Origin of the sequence: Streptomyces sp. NPDC056144 (assembly GCF_042264145.1) — a bacterium.
Classification (GTDB): Bacteria; Actinomycetota; Actinomycetes; order Streptomycetales; family Streptomycetaceae; genus Streptomyces.
In genome coordinates, this window is the sequence record NZ_JBHJVF010000019.1 from 69,985 (window position 1) to 90,859 (window position 20,875).

Annotated in this window: 20 protein-coding genes; 10 read left to right on the forward strand and 10 right to left on the reverse strand. The window is 74.8% G+C overall.

Annotated features, from left to right (window positions below; genetic code table 11):
- Positions 1-29 precede the first annotated feature (29 nt).
- The gene (locus tag ACFC0Z_RS34225) at positions 30-2,240 is read left to right on the forward strand and encodes a penicillin acylase family protein (protein WP_376446514.1); all 2,211 of its coding nucleotides are present in this window, start codon (positions 30-32) and stop codon (positions 2,238-2,240) included.
- Positions 2,237-2,815 (forward strand): GNAT family N-acetyltransferase, encoded by a 579-nt coding sequence (locus ACFC0Z_RS34230; RefSeq protein ID WP_376446517.1) that lies wholly within the window; start codon positions 2,237-2,239, stop codon positions 2,813-2,815. The genes ACFC0Z_RS34225 and ACFC0Z_RS34230 overlap by 4 nt, the downstream gene beginning before the upstream one ends.
- Positions 2,816-2,878: 63 nt before the next feature.
- Here ACFC0Z_RS34230 and ACFC0Z_RS34235 read toward each other — a convergent pair whose 3' ends face one another.
- The 3 genes from ACFC0Z_RS34235 to ACFC0Z_RS34245 all read right to left on the reverse strand — a co-directional run bounded on the left by ACFC0Z_RS34235 (position 2,879) and on the right by ACFC0Z_RS34245 (position 5,821).
- On the reverse strand, positions 2,879-3,019 hold the full coding sequence (locus tag ACFC0Z_RS34235; RefSeq protein WP_376446519.1) for a hypothetical protein: 141 nt from the start codon (positions 3,017-3,019) through the stop codon (positions 2,879-2,881).
- A gap of 110 nt (positions 3,020-3,129) precedes the next feature.
- Complete coding sequence (locus ACFC0Z_RS34240) at positions 3,130-4,227, reverse strand: amidohydrolase family protein (protein ID WP_376446521.1); 1,098 nt, start codon at positions 4,225-4,227, stop codon at positions 3,130-3,132.
- A 64-nt stretch (positions 4,228-4,291) separates the two neighbouring features.
- Positions 4,292-5,821, reverse strand: a complete 1,530-nt coding sequence (locus tag ACFC0Z_RS34245; RefSeq protein ID WP_376446524.1) for an esterase — start codon at positions 5,819-5,821, stop codon at positions 4,292-4,294.
- Positions 5,822-6,066: 245 nt separating this feature from the next.
- Between ACFC0Z_RS34245 and ACFC0Z_RS34250 the strand changes: the two genes are divergently transcribed.
- Positions 6,067-7,167, forward strand: coding sequence for a pyridoxal-phosphate-dependent aminotransferase family protein (locus ACFC0Z_RS34250; RefSeq protein ID WP_376446560.1), 1,101 nt, complete (start codon positions 6,067-6,069; stop codon positions 7,165-7,167).
- Between the two features lie 74 nt (positions 7,168-7,241).
- Here ACFC0Z_RS34250 and ACFC0Z_RS34255 read toward each other — a convergent pair whose 3' ends face one another.
- The 4 genes from ACFC0Z_RS34255 to ACFC0Z_RS34270 all read right to left on the reverse strand — a co-directional run bounded on the left by ACFC0Z_RS34255 (position 7,242) and on the right by ACFC0Z_RS34270 (position 11,216).
- Positions 7,242-8,300, reverse strand: a complete 1,059-nt coding sequence (locus ACFC0Z_RS34255; protein WP_376446527.1) for an aminotransferase class V-fold PLP-dependent enzyme — start codon at positions 8,298-8,300, stop codon at positions 7,242-7,244.
- A gap of 119 nt (positions 8,301-8,419) precedes the next feature.
- The gene (locus ACFC0Z_RS34260) at positions 8,420-9,133 is read right to left on the reverse strand and encodes a DsbA family oxidoreductase (protein ID WP_376446529.1); all 714 of its coding nucleotides are present in this window, start codon (positions 9,131-9,133) and stop codon (positions 8,420-8,422) included.
- Positions 9,134-9,214: 81 nt separating this feature from the next.
- Complete coding sequence (locus ACFC0Z_RS34265; RefSeq protein ID WP_376446531.1) at positions 9,215-9,655, reverse strand: GNAT family N-acetyltransferase; 441 nt, start codon at positions 9,653-9,655, stop codon at positions 9,215-9,217.
- A gap of 49 nt (positions 9,656-9,704) precedes the next feature.
- On the reverse strand, positions 9,705-11,216 hold the full coding sequence (locus tag ACFC0Z_RS34270) for an aldehyde dehydrogenase (NADP(+)) (protein ID WP_376446534.1): 1,512 nt from the start codon (positions 11,214-11,216) through the stop codon (positions 9,705-9,707).
- Between the two features lie 104 nt (positions 11,217-11,320).
- On the opposite strand from ACFC0Z_RS34270, the gene ACFC0Z_RS34275 reads away from it, so the two are divergent.
- Positions 11,321-12,097 (forward strand): IclR family transcriptional regulator, encoded by a 777-nt coding sequence (locus ACFC0Z_RS34275; protein WP_376446537.1) that lies wholly within the window; start codon positions 11,321-11,323, stop codon positions 12,095-12,097.
- Between the two features lie 35 nt (positions 12,098-12,132).
- Here the strand turns inward: ACFC0Z_RS34275 and ACFC0Z_RS34280 are convergent, their stop codons facing one another.
- Positions 12,133-12,627, reverse strand: coding sequence for a cupin domain-containing protein (locus ACFC0Z_RS34280; protein ID WP_376446540.1), 495 nt, complete (start codon positions 12,625-12,627; stop codon positions 12,133-12,135).
- Positions 12,628-12,802: 175 nt separating this feature from the next.
- Here ACFC0Z_RS34280 and ACFC0Z_RS34285 point away from each other — a divergent pair, with 175 nt between their 5' ends.
- Genes ACFC0Z_RS34285 through ACFC0Z_RS34295 form a run of 3 tightly spaced genes read left to right on the forward strand, consistent with a single transcriptional unit; the run spans position 12,803 to position 15,659 of the window.
- Positions 12,803-13,729 (forward strand): hypothetical protein, encoded by a 927-nt coding sequence (locus ACFC0Z_RS34285; RefSeq protein WP_376446543.1) that lies wholly within the window; start codon positions 12,803-12,805, stop codon positions 13,727-13,729.
- Positions 13,726-14,997: a sensor histidine kinase gene (locus ACFC0Z_RS34290; protein ID WP_376446545.1), complete on the forward strand. Its 1,272-nt coding sequence runs from the start codon at positions 13,726-13,728 to the stop codon at positions 14,995-14,997. Before ACFC0Z_RS34285 ends, ACFC0Z_RS34290 begins: the two co-directional genes overlap by 4 nt.
- Positions 14,998-15,044: 47 nt before the next feature.
- Complete coding sequence (locus ACFC0Z_RS34295; RefSeq protein WP_376446563.1) at positions 15,045-15,659, forward strand: response regulator; 615 nt, start codon at positions 15,045-15,047, stop codon at positions 15,657-15,659.
- Positions 15,660-15,680: 21 nt separating this feature from the next.
- Here the strand turns inward: ACFC0Z_RS34295 and ACFC0Z_RS34300 are convergent, their stop codons facing one another.
- Positions 15,681-16,088, reverse strand: a complete 408-nt coding sequence (locus tag ACFC0Z_RS34300) for a hypothetical protein (protein WP_376446548.1) — start codon at positions 16,086-16,088, stop codon at positions 15,681-15,683.
- A 25-nt stretch (positions 16,089-16,113) separates the two neighbouring features.
- Positions 16,114-17,205: a hypothetical protein gene (locus tag ACFC0Z_RS34305; RefSeq protein WP_376446551.1), complete on the reverse strand. Its 1,092-nt coding sequence runs from the start codon at positions 17,203-17,205 to the stop codon at positions 16,114-16,116.
- Between the two features lie 195 nt (positions 17,206-17,400).
- Between ACFC0Z_RS34305 and ACFC0Z_RS34310 the strand changes: the two genes are divergently transcribed.
- The 3 genes from ACFC0Z_RS34310 to ACFC0Z_RS34320 all read left to right on the forward strand — a co-directional run bounded on the left by ACFC0Z_RS34310 (position 17,401) and on the right by ACFC0Z_RS34320 (position 20,745).
- Complete coding sequence (locus ACFC0Z_RS34310) at positions 17,401-18,849, forward strand: peptidoglycan D,D-transpeptidase FtsI family protein (RefSeq protein WP_376446554.1); 1,449 nt, start codon at positions 17,401-17,403, stop codon at positions 18,847-18,849.
- A gap of 174 nt (positions 18,850-19,023) precedes the next feature.
- Positions 19,024-19,407 (forward strand): hypothetical protein, encoded by a 384-nt coding sequence (locus ACFC0Z_RS34315; protein ID WP_376446566.1) that lies wholly within the window; start codon positions 19,024-19,026, stop codon positions 19,405-19,407.
- Positions 19,408-19,455: 48 nt separating this feature from the next.
- Positions 19,456-20,745 carry an MFS transporter gene (locus tag ACFC0Z_RS34320; RefSeq protein WP_376446557.1) on the forward strand — a complete coding sequence of 430 codons (1,290 nt, stop codon included), beginning with the start codon at positions 19,456-19,458 and terminating at the stop codon, positions 20,743-20,745.
- Positions 20,746-20,875: the final 130 nt, after the last annotated feature.

The window sequence follows — 20,875 nt, forward strand, 5'->3', positions numbered from 1 at the left end:
GAGGAACACGGACGGGATCGGGGTCTCGCGTGAGCATCGAGGTCTACCGGGACGCCTGGGGCGTCCCTCATCTGCGCGCCGCGGACCCCGCGGAACTCGCCTTCGCCCAGGGCCGCGTCACCGCGCGCGACCGCGCCTGGCAGCTGGAGGTCGAGCGGCACCGGGCACAGGGCACCACGGCCGCGTTCCTCGGCGCCGCCGAGCTCGGCTGGGACACCTTCGTCCGGCGCGCCCGGCTCGCCGGCACCGCCCGCCGGTGCCTCGCACGCCTGGAGGAGACCGACGCCCCGGCGGCCGCGTGGCTCCGGGCGTACGTGGACGGGGTCAACGACGGCCTCGCCGACGGGGCCTCGCGCGCGCCCGAGTTCGCCACGACCGGCCTCGCGCCCGGACGGTGGGAGCCGTGGACCCCGCTCGCCGTCTGGCTGTCGACCCACATCCTCTTCGCCGGGTTCCCCACCAAGCTGTGGCGGGAGGAGGTCGCCCGCCGTCTCGGCGAGGAGTGGACCGAGCTCTTCGCGACCGACGGGCCCGGCACGGCCGGATCCAACGGCTGGGTGGTCGCCGGCGAGCGCACCGCGAGCGGCGCCGCCCTGGTCGCGGGCGACCCGCACCGGTTCATCGAGGCGCCCGGCGTCTACCAGCAGATCCGGCTCTCCTGCCCCGAGTTCGACGTCGTCGGCCTCGCCGTCCCCGGCGTCCCCGGCCTCGCCCACTTCGGCCACACCGGGTCGGTGGCCTGGGCCATCACCAACGCCATGGCCGACTACCAGGACCTGTACCGCGAGCGGCTGCGGCGGCTCCCGGACGGGAGCGTGGAGGCGTACGGCCCCGGGGGCTGGGCCCCGGCCGCCGCGCACACGGAGAAGATCGAGGTCGCGGGCGCGGAGCCGGTCGTGATCGAGGTCGTCGAGACGGAACGCGGTCCGGTGGTCATCGGCGTGGACGACGAGCCCGGAGCGGAGAACGCATCCGGGCCGGACGACCAGCCCGGAGCGGAGGACGGAGCCGGGCCGGACGGCGAGCCCGGAGCGGAGAACGCAGCCGGGCCGGACGGCGAGCCCGGAGCAGAGGGCGGAGCCGGAGCGGAGGGCGCCCCCGAGTGGGTCGCCGTCGCTCTCCGGTACCCGCCGCGCGTCACCGGCGAGCTCGGGTTCGGCGTGCTGCCCGCGCTGCTGCGCGCCCGGACCGTCGCCGACGTGGACGCCGCCCTCGACGGCTGGGTCGAGCCGGTGAACGTCGTGCAGGCCGCCGACACCGAGGGCGGGCTCCTCCACCGGGTCGCCGGCCACGTCCCCGTACGCCACCGGACCAACTCCCTGCGGATCGTGCCCGCCTGGGACCCGGCGCACGCGTGGGCCCCCGAGCCCGCGCCGCTGCCCCGCGCCGAGGTCGACGGCCACGCCGTCATGGCCAACGCCCGGGGGCTCGCCGCGCCCCTCGGTGTCGAGTTCGCGCCCCGGCACCGGGCCGCCCGGATCGGCGCGCTCCTCGACGCCTCGGCGGAGTGGACGCCCGAGACCACCGCCGCCGTGCACGGCGACACCGACAACCCCTCGGCCGCCCCGCTCCTCGCCGCCGTCGGGCGGAACGCGGACGGTCTCTCGCCCGCCGCCTCCGCCGTCCGCGCGCGGCTGCTCGCCTGGGACCGGCGGATGGACGCCGACAGCGCCGACGCCGGGCTGTACGCCGCCGTGCGCGGGGCCGTCGTGCGGCGGCTCGCCGCGCACGAGGCCTTCGTGCCGCTGCGCGAGCCCGCCCCGTACCCCGAGCTGTTCCGCCCCTGGCTGGCCCTCGGCCCGCGCGTCGCCTTCGCCCTGGAGACCCTCCTGACGGCCGGGCCCGTGCCCGCCGGGGACGTCGAGCGGACCGTCCGCGAGGCCCTGGAGGAGGTCGGCGCCGGCGAACCGCCCGCCGCCTGGGGCGTGACGCACCGGCTCGCACCCTGGCAGGCGCTCCCCGACGCCGACGACGACCAGTGGCCGGGGCTCGCCGGCGACCACGACTGCGTCCTGTCGACGTCGAGCGTGCCCGGCTGGACCGACCGCAGCGCCCGCGCCTCCGCCGCGCGGTACGTCTGGGACCTCGCCGACCGCGAACGCAGCCGCTGGATCGTGCCGTTCGGCGCCTCCGGCGTGCCCGGCGACCCGCACCACCGCGATCAGCTCCCCCTGTGGCTGCGGGGCGAGCTCGCCCCCGTCACCACCGACTGGCAGTACCTCACCAAGGAGCAGGGATGACCACCGCCCCCACGTCGAACACCTTCTACGCGCACACCGTCGAGGGGTTCGGGACCGTCACGGTCCGGCCCGTCGACCCCGACGGCGACGCCGTGCTCCTGCACGGCTGGGTCAACGAGGAGCGGGCCCGCTTCTGGGGCATGAACGGCACCACCGTCGAGCAGGTCCGCGACATCTACGCCCACCTGGACTCGCTCACCACCCACCACGGCTTCCTCGTGGAGCTCGACGGCGAGCCGGCCGCGCTCTTCCAGACGTACGACCCCGAGGCCGACCGGGTCAGCGAGTGCTACGAGGTCGAGGAGGGCGACATCGGCGTGCACCTCCTCGTCGCGCCCGGCGCCGCCCCGCGCCCCGGCTTCACCGCCGGTCTGCTCACCGCGCTCATCGCCTTCAGCCTGCGCGAGCGCACCCGGATCGTGGTCGAGCCGGACGCCGCCAACGAGAAGGCGATCGCCCGCATGGCGCGGGCCGGTTTCGAGCTGGGCCCCGAGGTCGTGCTGCCCGAGGTCGACCTGCCGGAGGTCTTCATCCCGGAGAAGCGGGCCCGGCTGGCGTTCCTGCGCCGCGCCTGACCGGACGAAGACGTACGCGAACGGCCCGCCGGTCCCCGCCGGCGGGCCGTTCCGCGTTCAGGCCTAGTACTTCTGGCAGTAGAACGAGCTCGGGTCGAACCACCACTCGCAGTCGCTCGTCGCGGCCTCGCTCGTGCCGGCGAACGCCATGGACATGAGCACGGTCGTGGCCAGCACGGCGAAGGTCTTTCGCACAGCGGACATGGGTACCCCCTCTGGGTGTGAGCGGATGAGAGATGCGCGCGCGGCTCAGGCTAGAGCTGGACTCTCCGTCACTGTCAGCGGCGAAACGGCCAAGCGATATCAGGCCAAGATCACGCCGCCACCCGCCCGTTCACCACCACCCGCAGGGGCGCCGCGAGGGCCCTGACGTCGGCGCGCGGGTCCTCGGCGTAGACGACGAGGTCGGCCGGAGCGCCCTCCTCCAGGCCGGGGCGGCCGAGCCAGGACCTGGCCGACCAGGTGGTGGCGGCGAGGGCGTCGAGCGCCGGGATGCCGGCCTTCGTCAGCTCCTCGACCTCCTCGGCGACCAGGCCGTGCGCGAGGGAGCCGCCCGCGTCGGTGCCGACGAAGACGGGCACGCCCGCGTCGAAGGCCGAGCGGACGGTGTCGTACCGCCGCTCGTGCAGCCGCCGCATGTGGGCCGACCAGCGCGGGAACTTCGCCTCGCCTCCGTCGGCGAGGTGCGGGAAGGTCGCGATGTTCACCAGGGTCGGCACGATGGCGACCCCCCGCTCGGCGAAGAGCGGGATGGTGTCCTCGGTGAGGCCGGTCGCGTGCTCGATACAGTCGATTCCGGCCTCGACGAGGTCGCGGAGCGAGTCCTCGGCGAAGCAGTGCGCGGTGACACGGGCGCCGAGCCGGTGCGCCTCGGCGATGGCCGCCTGGACCTCGGGCCGGGGCCAGCAGGCCGTGAGGTCGCCGGCCTCGCGGTCGATCCAGTCGCCGACGAGCTTGACCCAGCCGTCGCCGCGCCGGGCCTCGCGGCCGACGTACGCGACGAGGTCGGCGGGCTCGATCTCGTGGGCGTAGTTGCGGATGTAGCGGCGGGTGCGGGCGATGTGCCGGCCGGCGCGGATGACCTTCGGGAGGTCCTCGCGCGCGTCGATCCAGCGGGTGTCGGAGGGCGAGCCCGCGTCCCGGATGAGCAGGGTGCCGGCGTCCCGGTCGGTGAGGGCCTGCTTCTCACTGGTGGCCTCGTCGACCGGGCCGTGCCGGTCGAGACCGACGTGGCAGTGGGCGTCGACGAGGCCGGGCAGCACCCAGCCCTCGACGGTGACGGCCTCGGCGACGGCCGCGGCGGCGGGCCGTTCGAAGGTGATCCGCCCGTCGACGCACCACAGTTCGTCGCGTACGTCCTCCGGGCCGACGAGCACCCGCCCCTTCACGTGCAGCACCGCGTGTTCAGTCATGTCCGCACTGTACGAGGGCGGGTGCGCGCCCGGGACCCCCGATCGGGGGGACCCGGACACGGGCTCACTCGTCGATCGCGGAGCCGTAGCGGGCGTCCAGGTACGGGCCGCCGAACGACGCCGCGTTGAAGTTCCACGAGCCGGTCGCGGTGACTCCTCCCGTACGGGCCGGGAGGACCCAGACCCAGCCGTCGCCGGTGTCCTCGCCGGGCGCGGCGGTGAGGAGTCCGAAGCGGCCGTCGCCGTTGGGGTCGACCAGGCGGACCTGGGCCCCGAAGCGGTCGCCGCTCTCGACCGCGCCCGGGACGGAGGGCGAGTTCTGCGTCCAGGAGGCGGCGCCGGTGGCGGTCAGGCCGCGGGAGTTGCCGCGCAGGACGGTGACCATGCCGGCGTCGGCGATCGTGCCGTTGTCCTCCCCGGGGGCGCCGATGGCGAGGTCCGCGTACCCGTCCTTGTTCGTGTCGCCGAGGGAGAGGTCGCTCCCCCAGCCGTCGCCGCGCTCGTTGGCGCCGGGGACGCCCGGCGAGTTCTGGGTCCACCACTGCGGCGGGGTGCCTACGCCGGTGGCTCCGGCGGGGCCGCCCGGTCCGCCCTTGTAGACGCCGACGAGGCCGCCGGTCATGGTGTCGCCGCCGTCGTCGGGGCTGTGCGGCTCGCCGGTGACGAGGTCGTCGTAGCCGTCGCCGTCGATGTCCCCGGAGGCGGCGACCGGGCCGCCCCGCAGGTCCCGCCGGTAGTCGAGGGCGTCGGGGCCGCCCGCGAGGTACCAGGACCAGCCGTGGCCGGGCTCGGCGCCGGCGGTGACACCGCTGACCACCAGGTCCGCGTAGCCGTTCCGGTCGTAGTCGCCGGTGGTGGCGGACTTGGCGACGAGGTCGCGGACCTGTGCCGCGGTGGTGCGCGCCCCTTCCCGGGCGAACGCCGCCCGGTCGAGGGCCCTGGCGTGGTGGGCGCGGGCGTCGACGACACGGAGGTCGGCCGAGCCGAACTGGTGCCATTCCACGGCCCGCCGGTCGAGGACGATCAGCTGGTCGCCCGGGGTGTCCGCGGTGAACCGGGCGGCGGCGAAGGCGGAGCCGAAGCGGGCGCCCGCGACCGGGCCGAGCAGGCTGTCGAGCCAGCGGCTCTCGGTGCCGACGAGGCCGTGCGGGGAGCCCCACAGGATGATCACTCCGCCGACGTCGGCGCGGGTGCCGATGTCCTCGCCGGGGGCGCCGATCACCGCGTCGTCGTAGCCGTCTCCGTCGAGGTCACCGGTGGCGACGGCCGCGCCGAAGGAGTCGCCGGCCTCGGCGCCGCCGGGCACGCCGTACGTGTTCTGGCTGACGACGGTGGCGGCGCGGGTGTCGATGCCGTTCGGCGAGCCGTACTGGACGGTGACGAGGCCGGCGCCGCGCTTGCCGCCGACGGTCGCGCCGGGGGCGCCGATCAGGACGTCGTCGAAGCCGTCGCCGTCGAAGTCGTGGTTGCGGTCGTCGGCGCGGGTGCCGCCGGGCACACCGGCCCAGGCGGCGGGTGCGGTCGCGATGCCCGCGCCGGTGAGGAGGAGGAGCGCGGCCGCGGCGAGGGCGGCGGCGGAACGGTGCTTGCGCATGGAGCGGCTCCCGAGTCGGAGGGTTCCGGGCGGCTGCGGGGGTCTGCCGGACGGGGCCCGTGCCCGGTCCGTCGTCCACTGGGACTCGTCCTGTCCGGAGAAGGTTGCACCGGAACGAAGGTCCCTTTTGTGGGGGTGTTGTGCGGATGGCCCCAGGGGCCCCACGCGTACCACTGGGTACTCTGATCAGGAGTTCGCCCCCGTGACGACCCTGTTCCGACCCCGAAGAAGGCACCGCCGTGACCGTGACACACCCGCTCCTGGACCTGGCCCCGCTGACCGCCGCGCACTTCGCGTCGATCGAGCGCCGGGTGGCCGCGCTGCTCTCCACCGAGCAGGACGTGGTGATCACCCAGGGCGAGGCGCTGCTGCCCCTGGAGGGGTGCATCCGCAGCGGGGCGCGGGCCGGTTCGACCGCGCTGAACGTCGTCACCGGTCCGTACGGCCAGACCTTCGGCAACTGGCTGCGCGACTGCGGCGCGACCGTCGTCGACCTGGAGGTGCCCTTCCACACGGCGGTGACGGCGGAGCAGGTCGAGCGGGCGCTCGCCGAGCACCCCGAGATCGACTTCGTGTCGCTGGTCCACGCCGAGGCGGCGACCGGCAACACCAACCCGGTCGCGGAGATCGGCGAGGTCGTCCGGGCGCACGGCGCGCTCTTCTACCTGGACGCGGTCGCGTCGATCGGCGCGGAGCCGGTGCTGCCGGACGCGTGGGGCGTCGACATGTGCATCATCGGCGCGCAGAAGGCGATGGGCGGTCCGGCCGGTGTGTCGGCGGTGTCGGTGAGCGCACGGGCGTGGGAGCGGTTCGCCGCCAACCCGGCCGCGCCGCGCCGCTCGTACCTCTCCCTCCTCGACTGGAAGGAGCGCTGGATCGACGGCGGCCGCAAGGCGCTCCTGCACGCTCCGGCGCAGCTGGAGATGCTCGCTCTGGAGGCGTGTGTGGAGCGGATCGAGACGGAGGGTCTGGACGCGCTGATGGCCCGGCACGCGAAGGCCGCGGCGGCGACCCGCGCGGGCGCGCTGGCCCTGGGCGGCGGCCTTGAGCCGTACGTGCACGAGGCGCGGGACGCGGCCCCGGTCGCGACGACGCTGCGCTCCCCGGAGGGCGTGGACGCCTCCGAACTGGTCGCGAAGGCCCTGGCGGCGGACCCGTCGCTGCCGCTGATCGCGGGCGGCGGTGCCCTCGCCAAGGAGATGATCCGGGTCAACCACTACGGCGTCGACGCGACCCCGGGTGCCGTGCAGTCCTCGCTCGCCGCCCTGGGCGCGGCGCTCGGCGAGACCGGGCGGCCGGTGGACCTGGAGGGCGCGCGCCGCGCGGCGGCGGAGGCCTGGGCGTAACACCTCGTACAGAGAGGGGGGCGGGGGCCGGTCGACGGGCCCCGTCCCCCTTCTTCTTGTACGAGCTCCGCGGGTCAGCCCGCCAGGACGTCCAGGGCCCGGTCGACGTCGGCCGCCGTGTTGTAGAGGTGGAACGAGACCCGCAGGTTGCCCGCGCGGGAGGAGATCAGCACGCCGGCGGCGCCCAGCGCGTCGGCGCGGTCGCCGAGGCCGGGGACGCCGACGACCGTCGAGTCGTCCGCGACCGGGGCGTGGCCGAGGGAGACGAGCCCGGCGCGGAAGCGGGCCGCGAGACCCTTGTTGTGGGCCTCGATGGTCTCGATGCCGATCTCCTCCAGGAGCGCGAGCGAGGCGGCGGCCCCGTGGTACGAGAGGAAGGCCGGGGGCTCGTCGAAACGGCGGGCGGAGCGGGCGAGTTCACGGACGGGGCCGTAGCTGTTGGCGTACCGCTCCTCGCCCGTCACCCAGTTGGCGTGGATGGCGAGCAGCGCGTCCTGCGCCTCCTCGGTGACGGTGAGGAAGGACGCGCCGCGCGGGCAGAGCAGGTACTTGTAGGCCCCGGCGACGGTGAAGTCCCAGTCCCCCGCGTGGAGCGGCAGCCAGCCGGCCGACTGCGTGGCGTCGAGGAGCGTGCGGGCGCCGTGGGCGGCCGCGGCGGCCCTTATCGCGGCGAAGTCGGCGGTGCGGCCGTCCGAGGACTGCACGGCGGAGAACCCGACGAGCGCGGTCCCGGGGCGGACGGACTCGGCGAGGCTTTCCAGGGGCGCGAAGCGGACCTTGAGGTCGCCGCGGACGGTGAAGGGGGTGATGAGGGAGGAGAAGTCGCCCTCGGGGAAGAGGATCTCGGCGCCCGCGGGCATCGACTGGGCGATCATCCCGGTGTGCACGCCGACGGAGCTGCCGAGGGCGACCCGCTCGTGCGGGACGTGGACGAGCCGGGCGAAGGCCGCCCGCGCCTCGTCGACGATGTCGAAGTCGCCCGCGCCGTCGGGGCGGCCGTCGGCGGTCTGCCCGGCGAGGAGCGTGACGGCCTCGACGGTCCTGCGGGGCATCAGACCGCAGACGGAGGTGTTCAGATACGTCTTCGTGGGCGCGAACTCGGCTCCGCCGAGCGGCTGGTGCAGGGAATCCATGGGCCCACCCTGGATTCCCCACGCACGCCCGTCAATCGCGAATCGCGCGTGGGGAGATCCAAGGTCCGCTTATCTCCGCAGGTCAGAGCCGTCGGAGGCGTACTCGGAGGCGTACGTGGTCAGGACTGCGGGACCTCGCAGGCGCCGTCCGGGCCGCAGACCCCGGCCTCGTCCGCGCCGCCGACCGGCTGGAGGACGCGGCCCTGCCAGGCCTGTTCGAGGGCCTGGGTGAAGACCTCGGCGGGCTGGCCGCCGGAGATGCCGTAGCGGCGGTCCAGGACGAAGAACGGGACGCCGTTGGCGCCGAGCTCGGCGGCCTCGCGCTCGTCCGCGCGGACGGCGTCGGCGTAGGCGGTCGGGTCGGCGAGGACGGCGCGGACCTCGGCCTCGTCGAGACCGGCCTCGACGCCGAGGGTCACCAGGGTCTCGTCCTCGAAGACGGAGCGCTCCTCGGCGAAGTTGGCGCGGTAGGCCAGGTCGAGCAGCTCGTTCTGGCGGCCGCGCTCCTTGGCGAGGTGGAGCAGGCGGTGGATGTCGAAGGTGTTGCCGTGGTCGCGGCCGTCGGCGAGGTAGCCGAGGCCCTCGGAGTGGGCGTTGGAGGCGACGTGCGCCTCCATGGCGCGGGCCTCGTCGAGGGTGCGGCCGTACTTCGTGGCCAGCATCTCCAGGACGGGGCCGGTGTCGCCCTTGGCGCGGTTCGGGTCGAGCTCGAAGGAGCGGTGCACGACCTCGACGTCGTCGCGGTGGGCGAAGGCCTCGAGGCCCTTCTCGAAGCGTGCCTTGCCGATGTAGCACCAGGGGCAGGCGATGTCGCTCCAGATCTCGACGCGCATGTGACTTCTCTCCGAGGGTCGACGGTGGCCGGGCGGGGCCCGGTGGGTGTTCCTCGGCGGAAACACGCCGGGGTGGCCGGTTCATTCCGGTGCGGCGGCCAGTGTGAGCCGGAGCACGACCCGGTCGCCGGAGCGGGGGGCGCGGGGGTCGGGGAACCAGTCCTGGGCCGCGCCGAAGGCCAGGGCGCGCTCGTCCTCGCCGAGGACCGCGGCGGTGGCGTGGGTGAACCGGTCCGCGTTCCAGACGTCGACACAGCCGGTGTGGAGCTGCCGGCCCATGCCCTTGCGCCGGTGGGCGGGGCTCACGTGGAACCGGGTGAGGACGACGGCGTCGCCCCGCTCGGCCCAGGCGGCGGCGCCGACGACCTCGTCGCCCAGCACGGCGCAGAGCGCGAGCCCGTGCTCGATGGCCGCCGCCCAGCCGGCCCGGGAGCGGGCGAGCCCCTCGGGACCGGTGGGCGCCGACGCGGCGTGGACGGCGGTGACGGCGTCGAGGTCGGCGGGGGTCGCGAATCTGATCATGACCTGATCCCGAGTCCGATCCTGCTTCTGATCCTGATCCCGGCGGGTCTCAGCGCCTCGGAAGACCCAGCGGGTTCCCGTCGCGCAGCTCCGGCGGGAGCAGCTGCTGCGGAGTCGACTGGTACGTGAAGGGGCGCAGCCAGCGCTCGATGGCGGTGGCGCCGACCGAGGTGCTGGTGGAGGTGGCGGCCGGGTAGGGGCCGCCGTGGTGCTGGGCGGCCGCGACGGCGACGCCGGTGGGCCAGCCGTTGACGAGGACCCGTCCGGCGAGCGGGGTGAGCTCGGCGAGGAGCGCGGCCGCGTCCTCGTCCTGGCCCTGCTCGGCGATGTGGAGGGTGGCGGTGAGGTTGCCGGGCAGGCGGGAGAGGACCTCGCCGATCTCCGCACGGGAGCCGTAGCGGGCGACGACGGTGACGGGACCGAAGCACTCCTCCAGGAGGAGGTGGTGGTGGTCACCGGCGGTGATCCGGTCGGCGGCGACGGCGAGGACCCCGGCGCTGACCGTGTGCGCGCCGCCCGCGCCGGGCGTGACGGGGCTGTGGACGCCGTCGAGCGCGGCGCGCTCGGCGACCCCGGCGACGAACGCGTCCCGCATGCGGTGGTCGAGCATGACGGCGGGCTCGGTCTCGCTGACCCCGGCGGTGAGCGCCGCGAGGAACCGGTCGCCCGCCTCGCCCTCGGGCGCGAGGACGAAGCCGGGCTTGGTGCAGAACTGCCCCGCGCCGAGGGTCATGGACCCGGCGAGGCCCGCGCCGATCTCCTCGGCGCGCTCGGCGACGGCGGCGGGGGTGAGCACGACCGGGTTGAGGGAGCCGAGTTCGCCGTGGAAGGGGATGGGTACGGGCCGGGCGTTGGCGGCGTCGAGGAGCGCCCGCCCGCCGCGTACCGAGCCCGTGAAGCCGGCGGCCGCGACCAGCGGGTGGCGGATGAGCTCGACGCCCGCGTCGAAGCCGTGGACGAGGACGACGACGTCCTCGGGCAGGCCGGCCTTGACGGCGGCCCGGCGCAGCAGGGCGGCGCAGAGCTCGGAGGTCGCCGGGTGGTCGGGGTGGGCCTTGATCACGACGGGGCAGCCGGCCGCGAGGGCGCTCGCGGTGTCGCCGCCGGGGACGGAGAAGGCGAGCGGGAAGTTGCTGGCGGTGTAGACGGCGACGACGCCGAGCGGGATCTTCCAGCGGCGCATGTCGGACCGGGGCGGGGTGGCGGCCGGGTCCGGGAGGTCGATCCGGATGTCGAGGAAGGAGCCCTCGTCGACGACGTCGGCGAAGGACCGCAGCTGGGCGGTGGTGCGGGCGAGTTCGCCGGTGAGGCGGACGGGCCCGAGGGCGCTCTCGGCGTCGGCCGCCTCGATGACGTGCTCGCGGGCCTCGTCGAGGAGGTCGGCGGCGGTGCGGAGGAAGGCGGCGCGCGCGGTCCGGTCGGCGAGGCTGCCGCGGACGGCGTGGGCGGCCCGTACGGCGAGGTCGACCTCCTCGGCCGTGGCCTCCACCGCGACCTGCTCGCGCGGCTTCCCCGTCCGGGGGTCCACACTCCACACTGGTTCTGCCGCCGTCGACGCCATCGTCACACCCCTGTTCGCTATTCTGAACGCCGTTCCCGTAGGTGAACGATCTGCGGGCGACTCTATGGACGACCGGACGGTCTCCACAAGGGCTGGGGGGACGCATGGCCATCGCGAACACCGACGCGGGCGGGGCACAGGTCAAGTCCGCGGTGCGGACCGTGGAGTTGCTGGAGTACTTCGCCGGGAGCCCCGGGATGCACTCGCTCGCCGCCGTCCAGGAGGCCGTCGGCTACCCCAAGTCCAGCCTGTACATGCTGCTGCGCACCCTGGTCGAGCTCGGCTGGGTGGAGACGGACGCGACGGGCACGCGGTACGGGATCGGGGTGCGGGCGCTGCTCGTGGGGACCTCGTACATCGACGGCGACGAGGTCGTGGCGGCGGCGCGGCCGACGCTCGACCGGCTCTCCGACGACACCGCCGAGACGATCCACCTCGCGCGGCTCGACGGCACCAACGTGGTCTACCTGTCGACCCGCCAGTCCCCGCACCACCTGCGGCCGTTCGCCCGGGTCGGGCGGCGGCTGCCCGCGCACTCGACGGCCCTGGGCAAGGCGCTGCTCGCCACCCACACCGACGAGCAGGTACGGGCCCTGCTCCCGGAGGCGCTGCCGGCGATGACCGAGCACACGGTCACGGAGCGCGAGGAGCTCATCGGGGAGCTGCGCGCGATCCGCGAGCGGGGCTACGCGGTGGACCGCGAGGAGAACACCCTCGGGCTGCGCTGCTTCGCGGTCGCCCTGCCGTACCGGACTCCGGCGCGGGACGCGCTCAGCTGTTCGGTGCCGGCGGCGCGGCTCACCCCGGCCCACGAGCAGACCATCAAGGACGCGCTGTTCGACGCGCGGGACCGGCTGACGCTGGCGACCCGCCGGCTCTGAGACGACCCGCCGTCTCCGAGCCGTGGCGAGGCCCGTCAGCGCTCGGCGAGGGCCGCCTGCCAGACCGGGCTGTCCACGTAGTGGTTGTCGTACTGCTCCGAGGACGCCTTGATCTCCTCGAAGCTCGCCTCGCCGCGCATGACCCGGCCGAGCAGCCGCAGGTAGTCGAAGCGGGCCATGCCGGGCGTGAAGACGAAGAGGACGTCGGCCTCGGCGCCGGGCGCCGCCGCGAAGGCGTGCGGGGTGTGCGGCGGGACGAGGAGGAAGTCGCCCTGCTCCAGGACGGTCAACTCCTCGCCGACGAGCACCTGGAGGGAGCCGCCGAGGACGAAGAACATCTCGGAGGCCTTGGTGTGGAAGTGCGCGGGGGCGCCGACCGCGCCCTTCGCGAACGAGGAGCGGTAGCTCGTGAGCTGCCCGCCGGTGGCGTCGGAGTCGGCGAGGAGCGTCATCACGCTGCTGGGGTCGGCGGTGGTCTCGGCGGTGGCGGCGCGGGTCAGGAGCGGGGCGAAGGTCGCGTTCTCGTTCATGAGCACTACTCTAGGCAGCCATTGACCCCGGTCGAAGGGTCAATTGATCTTCTGTTTTCCGGGTCAATTCGGCGCCGTCCCGTCCCCCGGGGGAGGGGCCCCTCCCCCGCGCGGCGGAGGCGGATCGGCGTCCGGCAGGACGTGGCACCCCCGTCCCGGACGGGAGCGTGGAGCCATGACCACGACACCGCTCCTCCCCGCCGCCCGCCGGGCGCTGCGCCTCCTCGCGATCCTCGCCTGCCTCCCGTACATCGTGCTCAAGGCCGTCTGGATCGCGGGCGGCGAGCTCGGCATCCCGGCCGGGAGCCCGCTGCTCGACCACCCCGTGATGATGGCCGTCGCCAACACGCTCACCCTCCTCGCCGACGCCGCCGTCATCGCCCTCGCCGTGCTGCTCACACGGGAGCGGGGACCGTGGGTGCCGGGCCCGCTGCTCACCCTGCCGACCTGGGCGGCGACCGGCCTCCTCGCCCCCATCACGGCCGGATTCCCGGCGCAGCTCCTCGCCGGTCTCCTCACCGACGACCCGGCGGCCGCGCCGAGCGAGCCCTTCCTCGATCCATGGGTCTTCGGGGTCGTCTACGGCGGCTTCATCCTCCAGGGCCTCGCCCTCGGCACCCTCTTCCTCCTGTACGCGCGGGACCGCTGGGGCCGTGTGTGGCGCGGGCGGCTCGGCGCGGTGTCCGCGCGGGTGTCCGGGCCCGGAGTGCGGGCGGCGGCGCTGGCCGGCGCGGTGGTCTCGGTCGTCCCGGCGGTGCTCCAGGTGCGGTGGCTCGCGGAGGCGGACTCGGTCGACCAGGCGGTCCTGGAGGCCGTCCGGCTCGTCTTCCTCGTCGCCGCGGCCGTCTCCACGCTCCTCCTCGTCCTGCGCGGGCCCGCCCGGTTCGGCGTGCGGCCCGTCCTCGCCGCGGCCTGGGTGTCCACGGGGGCGGTCGGCTGCTGGGGCGCGTACCTGACGCTCGTCTCGCTCCAGCCGTCGGGCGATGTCTCCGACAAGATCACGGACCTCGCACGGCTGTCCTACGCTGGGCAGATGATCACGGGGTTCCTGCTCGCCGCCTGCCTGGCCGTCTTCCTGCGGCGGCGGAGCGCCGAGGCGTGAGGCGGTGGACGGGGGCGCTCCTCGGGCAGCGGGCCAGACGGCGCTGGCTGCATCTGATCCTGGGCGGCGCCCTGTTCATGCCGTACTGGATGGTCGGCTCGCTGGCCATGGGGGCGTTCCTCGACACCTCCGGGATGTTCTCCGGGAGCCTCGCCGTGCAGTTCGGGGCGTACGCGGTCGGGCTGCCGCTCGCCGCCGTCACCGCCCTCTTCCCGCTGGCCCGGCCGATGTCGGTGGCGGCGGCGCGGGCGCTGTGCGGGGTACCGGCGGACCGGTTCGCCGACGGCCCGGCCCGGGGGCGGGACGCGAAGGCCAGGACGGCCGGCTGGTTCACGCTGCACCTGGGCGCGGGCGCGCTGGTCAGCGGGGCGACGCTCGCCCTGCCGCCGTTCGCCCTGTCGGTCCTCGCGCTGCCGTTCTCCTCGGCGCTGCGGGAGTCGGAGCTCGGCCGGTTCTGGGGTCTCGACCGGCCCTGGTGGGTGTGGGCGGCGGTCCCGGCGGCGCTCCTGATGCTGCTCGCGCTCGCGGCGGGCGCCGCCGCCGTCGGGGCACTCCTCGCCCGGGAGGCGCCCCGGCTGCTCGGGCCGAGCCCGGCGGACCGGCTCGCGGCGGCCGAGCGACGGGCGGCGGAGGCGGAGGCCCGCAACCGGCTCGCCCGCGAACTGCACGACTCCGTGGGGCACGCGCTGAGCGCGGTCACCCTCCAGGCGGGCGCGGCACGCCGGGTCCTGGCCTCGGGGGACCCGGCGGACCTGGAGTTCGTCCAGGAGGCGCTGACCGCCATCGAGGAGACGACCCGGCGCACGGTCGGGGAGCTCGACCGGGCCCTCGGCCTGCTGCGGCGAGGCTCGGAAGGGGTGGGCGGGGAAGGCGTGGAGACCGGCGAGGCGATGGGCGTCGGCCCGGGGCTCGACGCCCTGGACGCCCTGGTGCGGGGTGCCGGGCCGCGCGTCGCCCTCACCGTGACCGGCGCCCTGGACTCCGTACCGGAGACGGTGTCCCGCGAGGCGTACCGGATCGTCCAGGAGGGCCTGACGAACGCGGCCCGGCACGCGGGCGGCGCGCCCGTGACCGTACGACTGACGGCGGGAACCGAGAAGGTGGAGATCACGATGGAGAACCCCCTGCCCGAGCGGCCCCCGGTCGCGCGACCGGACGGCGGGCGCGGCCTGCTCGGCGTCGCCGAACGGGCCCGGCTGCTCGGCGGCACGGCCGAGGCGGGCCCGGCGGACGGCGTGTGGCGGCTCGCGGTGCGGATCCCCCGGTGAGCGCGGCGACGGGTGCCATACGGGTCGTCCTGGCCGACGACGAGCGGATGGTCAGGACGGCCCTGCGGGTCATCCTCGACGCGGAACCCGACCTGGAGGTCGTCGGCGAGGCGGCGACGGGCGCCGAGGCGGTGTCGGTGGTGCGGGCGGAGCGGCCGGACGTCGTCCTGATGGACGTGCGGATGCCGGAGATCGACGGCATCCGGGCCACCGAGCGGATCCTCGCCTCGATGCCGGAGCCGCCCCGGATCGTCGTGGTCACGACCTTCGAGAACGACTCCTACGTGTACGACGCGCTGCGCGCGGGCGCGGCCGGGTTCCTGCTGAAGCGGGCGGCGGCGGAGGAACTGGTCGGCGCGGTGCGCCTGGTCGCCCGCAGCGACTCGCTCCTCTACCCGGCGGCCGTCCGCGCCCTGGCCGCCGAGCACGCCCGCCGCACCCCGGCCGCCCCCGCCTGGGCGGCCCGGCTGACCGAGCGCGAGGCGGAGGTCCTGCGGCACATGGCGACGGGCCTCACGAACGCCGAGATCGCGTCCCGGCTGGGCGTGGGCCCGGCGACGGTGAAGACCCACGTGGCGGCGGTCCTGGCGAAACTGGGCGCCCGCGACCGGACGCAGGCGGTCATCGTGGCGTACGAATCGGGGTTCGTGAGGGCGGGCTGACCGGGGGTCCCGGGGAGCGACTCAGCCGAGCCCGAACAGGCGGCGGGGCTTGGCGGGCGGGGCCGCCTTCTCCCTCGGCGCGGCCACGAACGGCTGGACGTGCACCTGCTCGGCGGTCGTGATCCGGCACAGGGCGGTGGCGGAACCGGCGCCCCGCACATCGACGAGCCACGACCCGTCGGAGACCCGGAAGACCCTGCGCCCGGCGGTCGCGCCGTCCAGCGGCCGGACCTCACGGGGCACGTGCTCCATCGCCAGCTTCCGCGCCAGCTCCTCGGCGGCGGCCCGGCCGCCCTCCGTCACGTCCTCCCGCCGGGCGAGCACCCACCGGGTGTCCCCCAGCATGGTGGACTCCTCCTCGACGAGCACCGCCCACCTGGCGGACTCCCCCGACGTCCTGTACTCCTCCGGCACCGCGTCCTCGATCATGGCCGCACTGTACGACGCGGCCGTGTCACGACCTCGTGGCGGTCCCGCAGCGCCCGCCGCCGTCGGTGATCGGGGCCGTGCGGTCGTACGGGTCGGACGCCTCGCCGCCCGTACCCGCGGCCGGTCCGCCCCCGCCGAACCGCGGCCGGAAGTAGCCGGTGGAGTCCTCGCAGCCGCCGTTCGTGGTGTCGGTGGCGTACGACACGAGGCTGAAGGTCCCCTTCTCGGTGATCACCTTCGCCGGGTCGTCCCAGCTCACGACGGTCTCGCGCCGCACGATCACGCGGACGACCTCGTCGCCGCCGCCGGCCGGGGCGACCGGGTACACGTACGTGACGTCGGCCGTCACCTCGACCGCCCCGCGCTTGCCCTCCCGGTAGGAGATCCGGCCGCGGGTCTTCACCACGTCGCCGACGAGGCGGGCCTGCGCCGGGTCGAAGCGGCTGAAGAGCACGAGCGGGTCGTGCTCCTCGTCCGGGGTGGCGAGCGAGACCGACACGAAGTCCGTCATGTCCCGCTGGTGCGGGTTCATCAGGGCGATCGCCTTCGTCGGGCGTGCGCCGCGCAGCACCGCCGGGTCGAGGGAGGCCCCGGCGAGGAAGTCGCGGGTGCGCGCGAGCGCCGTCCCGACCTCGTCCTTCGTCATCCACCCCGTCGCCCGGGCGGCGGGCAGGGTGATGCCGGCGGTGCCGTCGGCCCAGCGTGCGGCCGGGGAGCCGCGGAAGGGCTCGGCGAGGGTGGCGCGGCCGCCCGGCTCGGCGGGAGGCGCCTGCGTGGGCCGCTCCGACTCCTGCGCGAGGGGCTTGCCGTCCGTGCCGCCGTCCCCCGAGGACCAGCCGACGAGGCCGCCGGGGTCGACGGCCACGAAGAGCAGCGCGAGGGCGGCCAGGAACCCGGCCACGTACCAGCCCTTGCGGCGCGACCGGGCGCGCGGGGGCTCGTAGGCGCGCCAGGCCGTCGTCGTCGGCGGCTCGTTCCGCAGCCGCGCGGTCACCTCACGGGCCCGCGCGGACGGCTCCTTCGGCGCGTCCTTCCCGCCCTCGACGGAGCTCCGGAGGAACTCCTCCCAGACCTCGTCGGGCACCGACGACCCGTCCCGTTCCCGTTCCCCGCCCACGTCCCGCTCCCGCTCCCGCCTCGTCCGTCTCTCGCCCCTCAGGGGCCCGCATGATCGCACACGCGTCCGACACTCTGACTTCCCGGATTCCCGGCTTCCGGCATCGCGGCGGCCCGTCCCCGGACATGAAGGTTCCCTGAGAATCCGAACACAACCGGAACGTCCGCCACCGGCCCGTTCGTCCCCCTTAGTGCGATGAACAAGACGATCAGGCACACGTCGGTCTTCGTCCTCATCCTCGTGCTGGCCCTCCTGGGCCGGGCCACCTGGGTGCAGGCCTACGAAGGCAAGGCGCTCGCGGACGACTCGAAGAACCGGCGGAAGACGATCGCGCAGTACGCGCAGCCGCTCGGTGACATCGTCGTGGCCGGTTCTCCGGTCACCGGCTCGAAGAAGACGGAGGGATCCGATCTCGCGTACAAGCGGACCTACACGGACGGCGCGCTCTACTCGGCGGTCACCGGGTACAGCTCGCAGGCGTACGGCGCCACGCAGCTGGAGGGCATCTACGCCGACGTCCTCGACGGCACCGACACCCGGCTGAAGAGCCCGGTGGACGCCGTCACGCGGGAGCAGCAGAAGCCGGGGACGGTCGTCACGACGATCGACCCGGCCGTGCAGAAGGCCGCCTACGAGGCGCTCGGCTCCACGAAGGGCGCGGCCGTGGCCGTCGACCCGGCGACCGGCCGGATCCTCGCGATGGTGTCGACCCCCTCGTACGACCCGTCGACGATCTCCGGGACGAACGACGGCGCCGCGTGGAAGGAGCTCAACACCGACGAGGACAAGCCGATGGTCAACCGGGCCCTGCGCCAGCCGCTGCCGCCCGGCTCCACCTTCAAGCTGGTCGTCGCGGCGGCAGCCCTGGAGGACGGCCTGTACGGGAACGTGGACACGGCGACGGACAGCCCGAACCCGTACACGCTGCCGAACACGCGGACCGTCCTCAAGAACGAGAACCCCTCGGCGCCCTGCGAGAACGCGACGATCCGCACCGCGCTCCAGTACTCCTGCAACAACGTCTTCGCCAAGATGGCGGTCGACCTGGGGCAGGACAAGGTGAAGGCGATGGCGGAGAAGTTCGGCTTCAACGACGACGAGCTCGACGTCCCGGTCCGCGCGTACGCGAGCGTCTACCCGTCGGGCATGGACAAGGCGCAGACCGCGCTCACCGGCATCGGCCAGTTCGACGTGACCGCGACCCCGCTCCAGATGGCCATGGTCTCGGCGGCGATCGCCAACGACGGCCTGCTCGCGGCCCCGCACATGGTCTCGCAGGTCGTCGACTCGGACGGCGACGCGCTCCAGTCGTACAAGGACGGGGACACCGACCGGGTCGTCTCCTCCGCGACGGCGGAGCAGCTGCGCAGCGCGATGCAGACCGTCGTGGAGAAGGGCACCGGCACCAACGCGGCGGTGTCCGGGGCCGAGGTCGGCGGAAAGACGGGCACGGCGCAGCACGGCGAGAACAACAGCAAGACCCCGTACGCCTGGTTCACGTCCTACGCCAAGGACCCGTCGACCGGGAAGCAGGTCGCGGTCGCGGTGATGATCGAGGACTCGGGCGCGGCGCGCTCGGAGGTCAGCGGCAACGGTCTGGCGGCGCCGGTGGCGCAGAAGATGATGGAGGCGGCGCTGCGGTGAAGTGACCGGTGAGGGCGGGCGATTGGCCGTAAGGCCCTCGCGCACGATATGCAGGGGCACGGCCCGCGATTCGCACGCGTACGCGAATCCCGGGCCGTGCCCCTGCTGTTCCACTCTGCTTCCGCTCCTCGGAGGACCGTCGTGCGCCTGCCCCGCTCCCTGTCCGGCTGGACGATGGCCGTCTTCGGCGTGCTCGCCGGCGCACTCGGGGTGGTGGGGCTGGTCGTCCCCGACGCCCTCCTTACGGTCATGGGCTTCGAGCCCATACCGACGGGTGAGCGCGCGGACGGCGACCACACCCTCGTCTTCCTCACCGCCTCGTCGATGGCCGCGCTGAACATGGGCGTGTACTACGTCCTCGCCGCGCTCGCCGACTGGAAGCCGTTCTTCCGGTGGACGGTCCCCTTCCGGCTCCTGACCTGCGCGGTCTTCACCCTCGCCGTCGTCACCGGGCGCGCCCCGGCCGGCTTCCTCGGCGTGGGCCTGTGGGAGGGGCTCGGGGCCCTGGCGACGGGGCTGGCCCTGAGGTACGAGCAGCGGACGGCCGCCCGGAGCTAGGGCAGGTGCCCGATCCCCGGGACCCACCTCAGAGACCAGGCTGCGGCCATGCTCACGCGTTGGTATCTGACAGGCATCGTCGTGTCCGGCTTCGGGACGACGGCGATGTGGCTGGTCTCCGGGATCTGGGTCAAGTCCCTCACGGGTTCGGACAGTCTGGCGGCGCTCGCCGCCTTCGCCCTCTGGGCGCCGGTCCTCGCCGGACCGCTCCTCGGCACGCTCGCGGACCGGGTCCGGCGCCGCCCCCTCCTCGTCGCCCTGAACGCCGCGATGGCCCTGCTCCTCCCCCTCCTCCTCCGGGTCGACTCGGCGGACCGGGTGTGGCTGCTCTTCGCGGTGCTCGTGCTGTACGGGACGCAGGGCGCCGTGCACGAGGCGGCCGAGCAGGCACTGGTGGCGACGGTCGTCGACGAGGAGCGGCTCGGCACCCTCAACGGGTGGCGGATGACCGCGAACGAGTCGATGAAACTCGTCGCGCCGCTGGTGGCGGCGGGGCTCTTCGCCCAGTACGGCGGAGGGCCCGTCGCCCTCCTCGACGCGGCGAGCTTCGCGCTGGCGGGGCTGGTCTTCGCGCTGATGCCGGTACGAGAGGCCCGCCCCACGCCGCCCGCGCGGCGGAACTGGTGGGCGGAGACGGCCGAGGGCGTACGGCTCCTGCGCTCCTCGCGGGCACTGCGGCCGCTGGTGGCGACGGGCGCGTTCACCATGCTGCTCGCCGGGGTGAACGGCGCGGCGATCTACGCGGTGGTCGACGACGGGCTCGGACACGCGCCCGCGTACGCCGGTGTGCTGTACGCGGTCCAGGGCGTCGGCTCCGTCCTCGCGGGCCTCCTCACCGGCCCGCTGCTCCGCAGAATGCCGGAACGGACCCTCGCCGTCGCCGGTCTGGCCCTGTTCGCGACGGCGATCGGGGTACGGGCGCTGCCGTACGAGGCGACGGCGCTGGCCGCGAGCGCGGTCATCGGCCTGGGGATGCCCTGGGTCCTCATCGCCACGATGACAGCCGTCCAGAAGGAGGCCCCGCCGGAGGCGATCGGCCGGATGGCGGCGACCGCCCACACCGTGGTGATGGCCCCGAACGCCCTGGCGATCGCGCTCGGCGCGGGCCTGGTGGGCCTGGTGGACGTCCACGTCCTGCTGCCGGCGCTGGCGGCGACGGGGCTGGCGGGGGCGCTGACGCTGGTGGCACGGGGCGGGGCGCCTGCGGCGGGCCTTCACCCCACCCCGCCCCTTCCCGAAACCGGGGCGCTGCCCCGGACCCCGCGCCTCAAGCGCCGGCGGGGCTGGGGTGCCGGGGCCGCGCCCCGGACCCCGGTCCTCAAACGCCGGACGGGCTGAAGCACTCGGGGCTCCGCCCCGGGCCCCCCGGTCCACTGACGCCCGACGGGCTGAAGCGTTCGGGGCTCCGCCCCGGACCCCGCGCCTCAAACGCCGGCGGGGCTGGATTTTCCAGCCCGCCCGGCGTTTG

Bases quoted from the DNA above. Each gene is read 5' to 3' on its own strand.
- ACFC0Z_RS34265 (WP_376446531.1), bottom strand. From the start codon at position 9,655: ATGATCAGATTCGCGACCCCCGCCGACCTCGACGCCGTCACCGCCGTC.
- ACFC0Z_RS34260 (WP_376446529.1), bottom strand. From the start codon at position 9,133: ATGCGCGTCGAGATCTGGAGCGACATCGCCTGCCCCTGGTGCTACATC.
- ACFC0Z_RS34280 (WP_376446540.1), bottom strand. From the start codon at position 12,627: ATGAACGAGAACGCGACCTTCGCCCCGCTCCTGACCCGCGCCGCCACC.
- ACFC0Z_RS34315 (WP_376446566.1), top strand. From the start codon at position 19,024: ATGGCCGTCTTCGGCGTGCTCGCCGGCGCACTCGGGGTGGTGGGGCTG.
- ACFC0Z_RS34310 (WP_376446554.1), top strand. From the start codon at position 17,401: ATGAACAAGACGATCAGGCACACGTCGGTCTTCGTCCTCATCCTCGTG.
- ACFC0Z_RS34235 (WP_376446519.1), bottom strand. From the start codon at position 3,019: ATGTCCGCTGTGCGAAAGACCTTCGCCGTGCTGGCCACGACCGTGCTC.
- ACFC0Z_RS34320 (WP_376446557.1), top strand. From the start codon at position 19,456: ATGCTCACGCGTTGGTATCTGACAGGCATCGTCGTGTCCGGCTTCGGG.
- ACFC0Z_RS34300 (WP_376446548.1), bottom strand. From the start codon at position 16,088: ATGATCGAGGACGCGGTGCCGGAGGAGTACAGGACGTCGGGGGAGTCC.
- ACFC0Z_RS34255 (WP_376446527.1), bottom strand. From the start codon at position 8,300: ATGGATTCCCTGCACCAGCCGCTCGGCGGAGCCGAGTTCGCGCCCACG.
- ACFC0Z_RS34275 (WP_376446537.1), top strand. From the start codon at position 11,321: ATGGCCATCGCGAACACCGACGCGGGCGGGGCACAGGTCAAGTCCGCG.
- ACFC0Z_RS34230 (WP_376446517.1), top strand. From the start codon at position 2,237: ATGACCACCGCCCCCACGTCGAACACCTTCTACGCGCACACCGTCGAG.
- ACFC0Z_RS34285 (WP_376446543.1), top strand. From the start codon at position 12,803: ATGACCACGACACCGCTCCTCCCCGCCGCCCGCCGGGCGCTGCGCCTC.
- ACFC0Z_RS34270 (WP_376446534.1), bottom strand. From the start codon at position 11,216: ATGGCGTCGACGGCGGCAGAACCAGTGTGGAGTGTGGACCCCCGGACG.
- ACFC0Z_RS34245 (WP_376446524.1), bottom strand. From the start codon at position 5,821: ATGCGCAAGCACCGTTCCGCCGCCGCCCTCGCCGCGGCCGCGCTCCTC.
- ACFC0Z_RS34240 (WP_376446521.1), bottom strand. From the start codon at position 4,227: ATGACTGAACACGCGGTGCTGCACGTGAAGGGGCGGGTGCTCGTCGGC.
- ACFC0Z_RS34295 (WP_376446563.1), top strand. From the start codon at position 15,045: ATGGTCAGGACGGCCCTGCGGGTCATCCTCGACGCGGAACCCGACCTG.